Genomic DNA, 13232 nt, shown 5'->3' on the forward strand with positions numbered 1-13232 from the left:
TTTTCGCTCCGTTTATTGTTATCTTAGACTATAGATTCTTCTACCCTTTAAAAGTATCGAACCATCTTCCAAAAGCTTGGCATCTTTTAGAGAAATCTGCTCACCTTGATAGTGAAAGTTATAATAAAAATTTCTAGAGAATTCTAACTTATATTTACTAAAAATTTGCTTCCATGTGTAAATTTTTATCTTCTCAATAAAAAGAAAAAGTATTTGTTCTTTGGAGACTGAAATGTCCAAAGCGCCGAATGCAGAATCCTCTACCACTAAATTTAAACCAATTCCCACTAAAATATTTTGTGAAATTTTTGTGCAAAGAATACCACCGATTTTTTTTTCACCAAGATATAAATCATTAGGCCATTTCAAAAAGACTTGAGAACCAAGCTCTGCTAAGACTTCCTTAAAGAGATAACCAAAATAAATCGAAACAGATTCAATAGCCAAATCATTAGGTAATTCCCTCTCTGTAATCGCAAAAGAAAAATACAATCCCTCCTTTACAGCGCTCCATACATTTCCACGACTACCAATGCCTGAATTTTGCTGATGAGCTACGACCAAAATAGGAGCTTTTAGCTCTCCAGTTTTAATTTTCTCACTCAAAAATAGATGCGTTGAGGGCAAAGATTCAAAAGTTAGAATTTTCATTATTCTAAAATATCACCCTTTTTTAGCCTTCTACCTTGCAAATATTCATAAGCATTTACCATCTTTTTAGAGGGGGCTTGTAAAGCTTGAATCCAAATACTACCCCTAAGGCAACCCACCAAAATCTTATCTTCTAAAATCTCTAGAATCTCACCTGCCTTATTAGCGCTTTCATTTTCATTTAAAAAGACTTTTTTAAGTTTTAAGCCACTTTGCAAAAAAATCTCTGGCCACCCTTCATAAGCTAATGCTTTAAGATAAAGCGATTTTGCTTCGCTAAAATCCACCATTCCCATTTCTTTTTTGATTTTCTTGCAATAACTTGCATCAGCATTACTTTGCTTTAGGGGGACAATTTCTTTCCATTTCTCAAGATAATCCAAAGTCAATTTTGCAGCTGCTTCTGAAAGCTCACCAAATAGCTCCCTTGCATTCTGTCCCCTATTTTTTAAGATTCTAAAACCTAAAATATCTCCACTATCTAAACCCTCTTCCATTTGCATTAAAGTTACGCCAAAAAACCTCTCATTTTCTAAAATACTTTCTTGAATCGGACTAGCACCACGAAACTTTGGCAATATTGAAGCGTGCAAATTAACACAAGGGGCAAGCTCCAAAATACTTTTGGGCAAAATCTTTCCAAAGGCTGCAACAACAATCACATCAAAATCAATTTGCTTTAATGCTTCAAGAAACCCTTCATCTAAAACTTCAGGCTGAAAAATAGGAATCCCCAAATCTCTTTGCAATAATAATTCCTTTGTAGCAGGCATTTTTAAGTGCATATCTCGCCCTGCTTTTTTATCTGGCTGACAAACAAGTGCTTTAAGAGTATGTTTTTTTAGTAGCGATTCTAAAATCGTCGCAGCATACAAAGGAGTTCCCATAAAAACAATATTCACTATCTAATTCCCCCTTTATGCTTATTTTTCAAACAAAGTCCCACTTACTTGAATTCCCTCTAGTAAAAACTTTTCTAAAACCTCCAAGCGTTTTCCACTTGAGAGAAACATTTTGCGATGATTCTGTAATAAAAAATCCGCCGCTTTTAGCTTAGTGACTATCCCACCTGTTGCAAAAGCATTGTTGGGTGTTGCTTGTTCTTTTAAGGTTTCTGCAGAAATTTCAGAGACTTTGGGATAGATTTTTGCTGCTGGATTAATACTTGGATTTTCATCATAATAACCTTCAATATCACTCAAAATCGCAAGAATATCCGCATTAAAAAAATGCGTAACATGGGCAGAGAGTTGATCATTATCCCCAAATTCCAAAAGCAAGGACAACTCACCTGTTGCTGTTACATCATTTTCATTGATAATGGGTAAAATTTCATTTTGCAATAAGACTTCCATCGCATTTCTAGCGTTTTGAGTTCTTTTGCGCGAATCAAAATCATAAGCAGAAAGCAAAACCTGCGCTGTAGCAATCCCAAAAATAGCAAAATTTTCAGCATAAGTCTGCATTAACAAAGGCTGTCCTATGGCTGCCAAGGCTTGTTTGTTAGCCAAATCTCCTTTGCTTAGCTTTACTTTTGTAAAACCTGCTGCAACTGCACCCGAACTTACTAGAATCACTTCATATTTTTGGCGCAATTTAGCAATCAAACTTGCTAAAGCCTCCATTCTTTCTTTATCAATTAGTTGATTTTTAACTAAAAGGGCGCTACCAACTTTAATCACCACTCTACTTTTCTGCATTAGTGCATTCCTTTTTTACTTCTTTTAGCGATTCATAAAGTAAATGCTTAAGCGGTCTAATATTCTCCCCATTTACACTAGAAGCCAATATCACAAATATCGGCTTTAAATAATCATGTTCTTCGAAATTCTCTTTGCTTTTTTGCACATAGCAATCAGGAATTTCTTGATGTGGCTTTAAAGCTATATTTAAATGCGCTAAAAAATCAGTCAAAATAGCGGTCTTTTCTCCTTTTGCATTGCTTTTAGCATCACTCTTTGAGAGCATAATTCCAAAAGGTCGCTTAGCAAGTTGTGTGCTAAATTCTTCTAACTCTTCTTTTAAAATCATAAATTGCTCTTCTATTGAACGATAATTAGCTATATCAAGCACAAAAAGCAAGAATCGCGTTCTTTCGATATGCCGCAAAAACTCTAACCCCAAACCTCTCCCCTCACTTGCTCCACTGATAATTCCAGGAATATCTGCTATTACAAAAGAATGATAATCTCCTAAATTTACAATCCCCAAAGAGGGGGCTAAAGTGGTAAATTCATAATTGGCAATTTCGGGTTTAGCATTAGAAACCACTGAAACAAGAGTGGATTTACCAACATTAGGAAAGCCAACTAATCCAACATCGGCAATTAATTTTAACTCTAGACGAATCTTTTTTTCAGTTCCAGGCATTCCTTTTTGCGCATAAGTTGGGCGTTGATTGGTAGCACTTTTAAAATGCACATTACCCAAACCACCCTTGCCGCCTTCTAAGAATAAAATCTTGCTAGATTCTTCAACCAAATCCAACAACAACTCACCACTCTCAATATCAAACACTTGCGTTCCAGGTGGAACACTAATCACTAAATCTTCGCCCTTTTTTCCATATTTATTTCTTCCAAGCCCAGGCTTTCCATTTTGCGCTTTAAAATGTTTGTGTCCTCTAAAATGAGAAAGTGTATCAGTATTGCGATCTACTATAAAATAAACATTTCCACCCTTACCGCCATCTCCACCATCAGGACCACCATTGATGACAAACTTCTCCCTATGAAAAGATACGGCGCCTTCTCCACCTTTGCCTGAGGATACAAAGATTTCAACTCTATCAACAAACATAAGAAAACCTTAACTGGAAAATTCAATCCCCAAAAGGGGATTTATGAAGTATTTTAAGAAGCAGGGTAAATAGAAACTTTTTTACGATTTCTATCTTTTCTCTCAAAAGAAACAATCCCATCAATTAATGCAAAAATAGTGTGATCTTTACCCATTCCCACATTATTTCCAGGATGAACTTTTGTGCCTCTTTGGCGAATAATAATATTTCCTGCACGAACGAATTGTCCGCCAAATTTTTTCACACCTAAACGGCGTCCTGCTGAATCGCGATTATTCTGGGTGCTCCCCTGACCTTTCTTGTGTGCCATTTCTACTCCTTATGTAGCAATCTATGCCGCAATTTTAATAACACGAACACGCGTAAAATCTCTTCTAAAACCTCTTTTGGTTTTACTATCTTTTCTTCTACGCTTTTTAAAAGTAATAACCTTTTTACCTCTTCCTTCATTGATAACTTCTAATTCCACTTTAGCGCCACTTACATAAGGGCTTCCAAGTTTCACATCTCCGTTATCAAAAAGAGCTAAAACTTCATTGACTTCAACTTTTGACTTTGGCTCAAGGTTTAAACAATCAAGCAATAAAATATCGCCTTCGCTTACCTTGTATTGTTTGCCTCCATTCTGAATGATTGCATACATAATACAATTCCTTTACATTTTATTTTGAAGTTTTTGTTTTTTATTAAAGAATAATAAAAGCTCGGATTCTACTCTTTCTTTTATTAATAAAACATTAATTTTGTAATGCAATACACTCAATCTCAACCAACGCATCTTTTGGTAAAGTTTTTACAGCCACCGTGCTTCTAGCTGGTTTATGATCTCCAAAAAATTCCGCATAGATTTCATTAACAATACCAAAATACTCCATATCGCTTAAAAAAATAGTTGTTTTAATAACTTGCTTTAAGCTACTATTAGAAGCCTTTAAAACCTCGCTAAGATTCTCTAAAACTTGCCTTGTTTGAGCTTCAATACCTTGAACTAATTCTCCACTTGGTGTAAGCCCAATTTGACCTGAAGTATAAACCATTCCATTTGCGCTAATTGCCTGCGAATAAGGACCAATTGCTTGAGGTGCTTTTTTGGTTGCTGTAATCTCTAACATTATGGTTTCTCCTTTACTTTGTTCTTAAAATATTATAGAATTATAACAAATTAATTTCAAAACAAAAGGAATTTCGGAAATGAAATCAACTTTTTTAAAGCCCTTAATTCTATCATTTTGCGCTACTGCATTATCCTCTTATCTTTATGCTGATACCTTTGTCAAATTCCGTCCCAAACCAAAATTACAAATTACTCCACTAGATAATTTTGACAAATCACTTCAAAGAGAAATGCAAAAATATCCAAAAGGAACGGCTTTTATGGTGGATGCAAGAACAGGAAAGATTGTCGCAACAACACCACAAAGAAAACAAACACCAAAACCCCAAGCGCCAAACCCCCCCAAAAAAGAGAAAACGCCCCCCTATCATATGAATGAAGAATACATCGAGCTTTTATAGAAAGGATTTTAATGATTGAAGTTGAATTACTAGGACCACTTGGAAATCAAAAATTCACAAGCAATGCCAAAGATTTTTATGCCCTAAAAAAAGAATTACAACAAGATTCTGCAATACAAAATTGGCTTAAAGATTGTGCTATTGCTTTAAATGATGAAATTGTACAATCTCTAGATACCCCCTTAAAAGATGGAGATAAAGTAGTGATTTTACCTCCAGTGTGTGGTGGATAATGCTCACTAAAATAATGGGTTTAGAAATTTTTGATGGGGCTTTAGATACAGCCAAAATTTATCAAAAATGGTATGATTTTGCTTCTCAAAACAACCTAGGTGCCAATAGTATTTTTACAGGGATTGTGCGCGCAGAAAATGGGTGTGATGGATTAAGTTTTGATATTTATAAGCCACTTTTGGAGCAGTGGTTTTTGGATTGGAATAAGAAAGTTTTAGAAAATGGCGTATTTTTAAAAATGGCACACTCTAGGGGCGATGTTTTTAATCATCAAAGCTCTTATATGGCTGGAATCTTTAGCGCAAAAAGACGCGCTTGTTTAGAAGTTTTTGAAGATTTTATCGAAGATTTTAAACATAAAGCTCCCATTTGGAAATATGATTTAAAAAATGGAACAAGAATCTATGCAAAAGAGCGAAGTTATAAATTACCTTTTAGTGGAATCTTACAATGAAAGCCATTGCCTTTAGCGGAAACTCCAACAGCGGAAAAACCACACTTATCCAAAAACTTTCTCTTCTTTTACCCCCTACAAAGCGCGTTTGCATTGTCAAACACGATCCAAAAAATAAAGCTTCCATTGACACAGAAGGCAAAGATTCTGATATTTTTTATAAAACAGGTGCGGATATTGCTATCTTAAGTCCTACACAAACCACACTAAGATTCCATCAAAACTTAAGCCTAGAATCATTAATCCAAAAGTTTGGAGATTGCGACTATCTTTTTGTGGAGGGATTAAAGGAATTGCCTTTACCTAGAATCTGTGTTGCCAGAGAAGTCTTTGATGAGCGCTTTTTGCCCTTTAGCAATGCTTTAGCCATTGATGATTCAATCAACAAAGATTCATTGCCCAAAAATATTCCACTTTTGAATTTAAACAACCCTCAAGAAATTCTAGATTGGATTAACATAAATATTAAGGACTATAAATGAATCAAGCAAAAATAGGTATTCTAACTCTTTCAGACAGAGCAAGTACAGGAATTTATGAGGATATTTCAGGACAGGCTATTATTGACACGCTCAAAGAATATCTTACTTCCCCTTGGGAGAGTGTCTATCGTTTAATTGGCGATGATTTAGAACAAATCAAATCTCAACTCATAGAATTAGCCGACATTGAAAAATGCGATTTAATCGTTACTACAGGTGGAACTGGACCTGCAATAAGAGATGTAACGCCCGAAGCCACAGAAGCCGTATGCCAAAAAATACTACCAGGTTTTGGAGAGCTTATGCGACAAACTAGCCTCAAATATGTCCCAACAGCAATTCTATCACGCCAAACAGCAGGAATCCGCAATCAAACTCTAATCCTCAATCTGCCTGGCAAACCAAAATCAATCCGAGAGTGTCTTGATGCAGTTTTTCCTGCTATCCCCTATTGCCTTGATTTAATTGGTGCTACTTATTTGCAAACTAACCCCAACATCATTAAAGCTTTCCGACCAAAATCTTAATCTTCTCCTAAAAATTTATGCAACTTATTATACTCTCCCCTCTCCAAAAAACGCACTTTTTGTGTGGGGAGATTATTTAGCGAGACAAACCCATAAGCAACACGCTTTAAATCCAAAACCCTTAAATTAAAATGGGCAAAAAAACGCCTTAATTCACGATTCTTACCCTCACTGATAGCCACTTTAATTTTAGAAAATTTTGCCGTATTTTTTAGCACCCAATATCCAAGAAAAGGCGAAAACTCCATTGCTTTAATTTTGCTCTTTTGATGCCCTCCTAGTGTTGCATCTTGCAAACTCAAACCATTTTCCATAGCTTCAAACACCTCTTCTTTAATCTCACCTGAAAGCTTTAAAAGATAGGTGCGTTCTAGCTTACTTTCCATTAGTTTTGTCGCCACCTCCACTTTATCTGTCAATAAAAGCAACCCTTCGCTAGCAAAATCAAGCCTACCAACAGGGACAAAATCCTTAAAACGCCTAGGCAATGATTCATAAATTACTTTGCGCCCCCTATCATCTTTTTTACTAACCAACTCACCCTTTGGTTTATTATAAACAATAACTGTGTATTCTTCCTTTTCTCTCAAGCATTTTCCATTAACATACACCTTTGTGCGATTATCTACTTGATATGAAAAGTCTTTGATAATTTCTTTGTTAATTGAAACTTTACCCTCTTTAATTAACCGATCTGCTTCTCTTCTTGAAAACTTAGAATGATGAGCTATATATTGATTTAATCGCATATTTTTACTTTTTAAATTTAAATTTTTCTTTTTTCAAAAAAGCTTTAAGCTTTTCTAGATGCTTCCCTTGAAATTCCAAAATATATCCTCCTAAATCCTCTTTAAAGCTACCACCACAAGCCAAAGTTTTTTTAATTTCCTTCAACATTTTTACAATTGTTTCATTTCTTTCATAAACAACACCACAAAGCGTAATATCCTTTCCCTTGCACTTCTCTTCCTTAATCCATAAAAAATAAGAATCCCTCTCCCTTATTTCTTCTTTCTTTTTACAAACGCATTGACTTTGGAGATTCTCGCACTTCTTGCAAAGCACATCAATAGCATCTTCAAAGTTAGCGCCTATTGACAAATGACTTAAATCTAATCGATCCATTCTAACTCTTTAAATTCTTCTTTAATTTGACTATGTACAAAAAACGCACTTGCCATTTCTAACTCTTGAGTTTGTGTTTTAAACAAAATCCTTAATTCCCTTTTGCCTTGATGCTTGATTGCTGCTTCCCTTAAATTTTGGAGTATTTGCTTGTTGATTTGTGAATTAATTAATAAAATCAAAGGATCGCTTGTATCAGCTTTTTGCACTACAAATTCCACTTTTTCTTTTTGCGCTTCTTCTAAACTTAGAATCTTTTCTGCTTTAAGACTTTTTGAATCATTTTGCTCTTGAACCATACATTTAACGGCAATTGGAATATCTTTATCCATTTCCTCTAAAGCCAAAAGTGTTTTTTCGAAAATAGTCAGCTCTACACTTCCATACAAATCTTGTAATTTCAAAATACCATAGCGCTTACCTGTTTTTGAAAACTTAGTAATCACATCTTCAATGCTACCTATTAGCAAAATATGGCTATTTTCTGCAATGTCTTGAATCTGATTAGTATAAACACAATCAATTGATTTTATAATCTCTTTGTAATTTTCAAGTGGATGCCCTGAAGCATAGAATCCTAAACTTTCTTTTTCAAACTCTAAAATCTGCTTTTTATCAAACTCTCCTTTGTTTTCAAGCTCCAATGCAACACTTGTAAATTCCTCGCTATCTCCAAAAAGAGAATTTTCTGCTTCTTTTCTAGCCGTTTGTGCCACTCTTGCACTTTCTGTTAGAATCTCCACCTGTTCTAAAAGCGTTTTTCTTGTATAATTAAAGCAATCCATTGCTCCACTTTTAATAAAAGATTCTAAAGATTTTTTATTGACTTTTTGAGGATCAATCCTTGCTAAAAAGTCTTCTAAATCCTTAAATTCGCCATTATTTTTACGCTCTTCTAAGATAATATTAATAGCCACTTCCCCTGCGCCTTTAATAGCCCCCAATCCAAATAAAATACATTCCTCACCCTCAATCTTTGCAACGCTAAATTCTAACTCTGATTTTTGCAAGTTAGGTGGAAGCACTTTGATGTCCATTTTATTGGCTTCTTCAATGTATTCTACAATCTTATCTGTAGCATTCTTTTCTGAAGTAAGTAAAGCTGCCATAAATTCCTTAGGATAATAAGTCTTTAAGTAAGCCGTCTCAAAAGTAATCAACGCATAAGCTGCTGAATGTGATTTATTAAACCCATATCCTGCAAATTTAACAATTAATTCCCAAAGCTCTTCTGCTTTTGCCTTATCAAAGCCTTGCTTTTGCGCACCTTGAGCAAATTTGCTTTTATTATCCGCCATAATTTGCGCATCTTTTTTTCCCATCGCTCTACGAATCAAATCCGCCTCTCCAAGACTAAAACCACCGATTCTTTGCACTATTTGCATAACCTGCTCTTGATACACAATCGTTCCATAAGTAGGCTTTAAAATTGGTTCTAATTCAGGAAACATATAGACAATAGGTGCTTTTCCGTGCTTTCTATCAATAAAATCACTCACCATTCCTGATTCCATAGGTCCAGGTCTGCCTAATGCAATGATTGCAATAATATCTTCAAAAGTGCTTGGCTTTAAGCGTTTATTAATTCCTTGAAACATACTTGATTCAATTTGGAATATTCCAAGCGTGTTACCGCTTTGCAAGGTTTCATACACTTTCTTATCATCTACATCAAGTTTTAAAAAATCAATCTCTAAATGATGGCGATTTTTAATTAATTTCAAAGCATCATCAATCAAAGTCAATGTCTTTAAACCCAAAAAGTCAAATTTAATTAAATCCACATCTTCAAGATATTTCATTGAATACTGCGTCGCAATGATTCCATCCCTAGAAGATCGATACAAAGGTGCTTTATGCCATAGTTCATTTTCTGAATCAATAACAACTGCTGCAGCGTGAGTTCCTGGATTTCTCTTGGTATTTTCTAAAATAACTGCAAAATCCCATATTTTCTTAGCTAAAGGATTTTTTTCAATTAATTCTTTAATCTTAGGTTCTTTTTCATAAGCTTTTTCCAAAGTAATATCAAGATCTTTTGGGATAAGTTTAGCAAAGGAATCTGCTTCTCCATAAGGCATTCCCATAACCCTTGCCACATCTCGGATAACAGCCTTTGCTTTCATCATACCAAAAGTAATCACTTGCGCAACATTATGACGCCCATACTTTTCTGTCACATATTCCAAAATCTCTTCACGCCTACTTTGGCAAAAGTCCATATCAATATCAGGCATACTTACGCGTTCAGGATTTAAGAATCGCTCAAAAAGTAAATCATATTTCATCGGATCGATATTAGTAATCTCTAAACAAAAAGCTACCAAACTCCCTGCTGCACTTCCACGACCTGGTCCAACTGGAATCCCACGCTCTTTTGCAGCACGCACAAAATCCCATACAATAAGCATGTAGCCTGGGAATTTCATTTTGTTAATGATTTCAATTTCTCTCTCTAATCTCTCTTGATATTCTTGATGTTTTTCTTGAGGGATATTTAAAAGACGCTTTTTTAGTCCTTCTCTGCACTTATAAGCAAAATATTCACTATCTTGAGTGAAATCCAAATTTTCAGCTTTAGCATATTCTGCAGTGAATTTAAAACTAGGCGGAGTGGGATCACCTAAGTGTAATTCCAAATTACATTTATTAGCAACTTCTTGAGTATTTGCTAATGCTTCTGGAAAATCTGCATACAATTTTGCCATCTCTTGGGGGTTTTTAATGTAAAATTCCTGCACAGTGTGTCGCATACGATTGGGATCATTAAAATCTTTTCCAAATCCAATACAAAAAGCCACTTCTTGCGCAGTGGAATCGCTTTGCTTGGTATAATGCGTGTCATTGGTTGCAATAATCTTAATGCCTGTTTCCAAAGAGATTTGAACAATTTGATTATCAATAAGCTGCTGCTCTTCAATTCCGTGGCGCATAAGCTCCAAATAAAAGTCATCTCCAAAAATATCTTTATATTCTAGGGCAACTTCTTTTGCCCGATCATAGCCCTTTCTACCCTTATTGTCATCTTTTTTTAGATTAAGATGCCATTGCACCTCTCCATTTAAACAAGCAGAAGAACAAATCAAGCCTGCACTATGCTCACGCAACATTTTTTTACTAATTCGTGGTTTCATATAATACCCATACAAACACGCTTGTGAGCTTAGATACATTAGATTTTTATAACCCTCTAAATTTTTAGCATACAAGCATAAATGGAATCGTTGATTACTTTTATCGCTAATTTCTTCAGCATTATGCAAATAAGCTTCCATTCCTAAAATTGGCTTAATTCCCTGCTCTTTCATTGCCTTGTAAAACTCAATAGCACCAAACATATTTCCATGATCTGTGATAGCAACGCTATCCATTCCTAGCTCTTTAATTTTCTTAGCAAGCACTTTGATTTTATTTAAGCCATCCAATAAAGAATATTCTGTATGTAAGTGCAAATGAGTGAAAGAAATTTGTGGAGTTATGATTTCATCTGGAGTCTTGCTCATTCTAAGACCTTTTAATGCTAAAAATAAGCAAGATTTTAGCGCATTTATACTAACAAAGGCATTAAGTATAAAAATTAATCTTCAATGTAGTTTTTAAGCTTTCGCCCAACTTTGGGATGTTTTAATTTTTTAATAGCACTTGATTCAATTTGCCTTACCCTTTCCCTTGTTACATTTAGTTCTTTCCCAATTTCTTCTAAGGTTCGATCTGATTCATCTTCTAAAAGCCCAAAACGCATTCGAATAACTGCTTTTTCTCGCTCATTTAGCTGATCTAAAACATCATCAATTTGTTCTTTCAAATCCTCTTTTAAAATGCTATCCATTGGTCCAACAGAGCCCTTATCTTCTACAAAATCACCAAACTTTCCATCTTCTCCATTTCCAATAGGTGCTTCAAGACTAATGGGTTCTTTAGTGATTTTAATCACATTTTTAACTTTATCAACAGGCAATCCAACTTCCTCTGCAATCTTGTCAATATCAGGCTCTTTACCCTCTTCTTGCAAATACTTACGCATAATTTTATTGATTCGATTAATGGTTTCTATCATATGAATAGGAATCCTAATTGTTCGCGCCTGATCAGCAATCGCCCTTGAAATAGCCTGTCTAATCCACCAAGTCGCATAAGTAGAAAATTTATAACCTTTTTTGTATTCAAACTTATCAACTGCTTTCATAAGCCCTATGTTACCTTCTTGAATCAAATCCAAAAATGGCAATCCACGATTCGTATAGCGCTTAGCAATGCTCACCACAAGACGCAAGTTTGACTTTGCCATTTTTGTTTTTGCTCTATCAGCGATATCTTTCCCTCGTTTAATCTGCTCTAGAATCTGCTTTAGCTTTTCAGGCTCTAAATCAAAGCTTCCCTCACTAGCTAATTTCGTTTGAAAAAGCTTCTTGATTTCCATATAAGTAGAAACCATAGTCGCTTCAGGGACAGCTGCGACAATATCTGCCTTGCTCATTTCTGTGATATTATCCAGAATCTTTTTGTGGTTGCCAAGCAAAATATCGTTAAACAAAGGCAAACGATATTCCAAGCGCTTAAGCTCTCTATCAAATCCTTCATCACTTTTAATAGTGTTCTCCATTGCCTTAACTAGCTCGGTAATAAGCTTACTTGTAGGTCCTAAATCAAGAAGTTTTTCTTTTAAAAATTGTTTTTTGTGTGCAAGAGTTAAAAGGTATAACATATCTCCACTTTCTTCACCTTGCTCTTGCTCCCAAGTCTTAAGCCAATCTTTTTTGGCTTTTTCTAATGCCTTAAAACTTACAAGCACCTTTTCAACGCGTTTTTGATCTTTTTTGCTAATTGGTTTTTTGCCTGACTCTTCTTCTTCTTGATCTTCTTCTATTTCCTCTTCATCGCTTTCACCACCCTCTTCATCCTCATCATCAAAACTTTTAAAAAGCTCTTTAACGCGTCTTTCACGATTAATTAAAGCTTCCTTGTAGTCTAAAATAAAATCAATCAAATAAGGCACAGAACAAATGGCATCTAATATAATATTTTCGCCAAGCTCAATATTTTTACTTAATTCTACCTCATCTTCACGAGTTAAAAGAGGTATTTGTCCCATCTCTCGCAAATACATTCTTACAGGGCTATCACTTCTGCTCCATTCTAATAACTCTCGCTCTTTCATAAAGTCAAATTCTTCTTCTAGTTCTTCATCTAAAAGACGCTTTTTATCCTCTTTGATTTTTCTTGCTTCATCTTGATTGAGCAATTTTGCAACTTCTGAAGCTGACATAAGCTGTTTTTTGTATTTTTTTGCTAACTCAGATACTCTTTTGGCTTGTGCGGCTGTTGGGAGTTTGGTTAAAACTTGTGCTATTTTCTCATAAGAAACATATTTAGAATCGGACTGAAATAGCTCTTCGAGCTGCTGATTGATATTTTTTACAGACATTTCACAACTCCAAAAAAGT

The 13232-nt window shown here is 34.9% G+C and carries 16 protein-coding genes; 5 read left to right on the plus strand and 11 right to left on the minus strand.

The window, feature by feature from the left end:
* Window positions 1-18 precede the first annotated feature (18 nt).
* The 7 genes from CCY98_RS01460 to CCY98_RS01490 form a co-directional block, all read right to left on the minus strand.
* Entirely contained in the window at window positions 19-651 is a 633-nt protein-coding gene (locus CCY98_RS01460) for a biotin--[acetyl-CoA-carboxylase] ligase (protein WP_112056828.1), read from the minus strand.
* Window positions 651-1553 (minus strand): methionyl-tRNA formyltransferase, encoded by a 903-nt coding sequence (locus tag CCY98_RS01465; protein ID WP_112056829.1) that lies wholly within the window; start codon window positions 1551-1553, stop codon window positions 651-653. The genes CCY98_RS01460 and CCY98_RS01465 overlap by 1 nt, the downstream gene beginning before the upstream one ends.
* A gap of 21 nt (window positions 1554-1574) precedes the next feature.
* The gene (gene proB / locus CCY98_RS01470; protein ID WP_112056830.1) at window positions 1575-2351 is read right to left on the minus strand and encodes a glutamate 5-kinase; all 777 of its coding nucleotides are present in this window, start codon (window positions 2349-2351) and stop codon (window positions 1575-1577) included.
* A complete protein-coding gene (obgE, locus tag CCY98_RS01475; RefSeq protein ID WP_112056831.1) occupies window positions 2338-3450 on the minus strand; it encodes a GTPase ObgE in 1113 nt (370 codons plus the stop codon). The genes proB and obgE overlap by 14 nt, the downstream gene beginning before the upstream one ends.
* 53 nt (window positions 3451-3503) lie before the next feature.
* The gene (gene rpmA, locus CCY98_RS01480) at window positions 3504-3761 is read right to left on the minus strand and encodes a 50S ribosomal protein L27 (RefSeq protein WP_005021000.1); all 258 of its coding nucleotides are present in this window, start codon (window positions 3759-3761) and stop codon (window positions 3504-3506) included.
* A gap of 21 nt (window positions 3762-3782) precedes the next feature.
* Window positions 3783-4097, minus strand: coding sequence for a 50S ribosomal protein L21 (gene rplU, locus CCY98_RS01485; RefSeq protein ID WP_172617271.1), 315 nt, complete (start codon window positions 4095-4097; stop codon window positions 3783-3785).
* A gap of 91 nt (window positions 4098-4188) precedes the next feature.
* Complete coding sequence (locus CCY98_RS01490; RefSeq protein ID WP_112056832.1) at window positions 4189-4563, minus strand: RidA family protein; 375 nt, start codon at window positions 4561-4563, stop codon at window positions 4189-4191.
* Window positions 4564-4642: 79 nt separating this feature from the next.
* Here CCY98_RS01490 and CCY98_RS01495 point away from each other — a divergent pair, with 79 nt between their 5' ends.
* Genes CCY98_RS01495 through mog form a run of 5 tightly spaced genes read left to right on the plus strand, consistent with a single transcriptional unit; the run spans window position 4643 to window position 6663 of the window.
* A complete protein-coding gene (locus tag CCY98_RS01495) occupies window positions 4643-4966 on the plus strand; it encodes a hypothetical protein (protein ID WP_112056833.1) in 324 nt (107 codons plus the stop codon).
* 11 nt (window positions 4967-4977) lie between these two features.
* Window positions 4978-5199, plus strand: a complete 222-nt coding sequence (locus CCY98_RS01500; protein ID WP_112056834.1) for a MoaD/ThiS family protein — start codon at window positions 4978-4980, stop codon at window positions 5197-5199.
* On the plus strand, window positions 5199-5654 hold the full coding sequence (locus tag CCY98_RS01505) for a molybdenum cofactor biosynthesis protein MoaE (protein WP_258437847.1): 456 nt from the start codon (window positions 5199-5201) through the stop codon (window positions 5652-5654). Before CCY98_RS01500 ends, CCY98_RS01505 begins: the two co-directional genes overlap by 1 nt.
* On the plus strand, window positions 5651-6136 hold the full coding sequence (gene mobB / locus CCY98_RS01510; protein WP_112056835.1) for a molybdopterin-guanine dinucleotide biosynthesis protein B: 486 nt from the start codon (window positions 5651-5653) through the stop codon (window positions 6134-6136). The genes CCY98_RS01505 and mobB overlap by 4 nt, the downstream gene beginning before the upstream one ends.
* Window positions 6133-6663, plus strand: a complete 531-nt coding sequence (gene mog, locus CCY98_RS01515; RefSeq protein WP_112056836.1) for a molybdopterin adenylyltransferase — start codon at window positions 6133-6135, stop codon at window positions 6661-6663. Before mobB ends, mog begins: the two co-directional genes overlap by 4 nt.
* Here the strand turns inward: mog and CCY98_RS01520 are convergent.
* The 4 genes from CCY98_RS01520 to rpoD all read right to left on the minus strand — a co-directional run bounded on the left by CCY98_RS01520 (window position 6660) and on the right by rpoD (window position 13213).
* A complete protein-coding gene (locus CCY98_RS01520; protein ID WP_112056837.1) occupies window positions 6660-7412 on the minus strand; it encodes a pseudouridine synthase in 753 nt (250 codons plus the stop codon). The two genes, mog and CCY98_RS01520, sit on opposite strands and share 4 nt — an antisense overlap.
* Before the next feature lie 4 nt (window positions 7413-7416).
* On the minus strand, window positions 7417-7788 hold the full coding sequence (locus tag CCY98_RS01525; protein ID WP_112056838.1) for a translation initiation factor: 372 nt from the start codon (window positions 7786-7788) through the stop codon (window positions 7417-7419).
* Window positions 7776-11291 (minus strand): DNA polymerase III subunit alpha, encoded by a 3516-nt coding sequence (gene dnaE / locus CCY98_RS01530; protein ID WP_112056839.1) that lies wholly within the window; start codon window positions 11289-11291, stop codon window positions 7776-7778. The genes CCY98_RS01525 and dnaE overlap by 13 nt, the downstream gene beginning before the upstream one ends.
* Window positions 11292-11365: 74 nt before the next feature.
* Window positions 11366-13213: an RNA polymerase sigma factor RpoD gene (gene rpoD, locus CCY98_RS01535; protein ID WP_112056840.1), complete on the minus strand. Its 1848-nt coding sequence runs from the start codon at window positions 13211-13213 to the stop codon at window positions 11366-11368.
* Between the last annotated feature and the right edge of the window lie 19 nt (window positions 13214-13232).

The sequence above is a fragment of the Helicobacter sp. 11-8110 genome (assembly GCF_003288905.1).
In the GTDB taxonomy this organism is placed as follows: Bacteria; Campylobacterota; Campylobacteria; order Campylobacterales; family Helicobacteraceae; genus Helicobacter_D; species Helicobacter_D colisuis.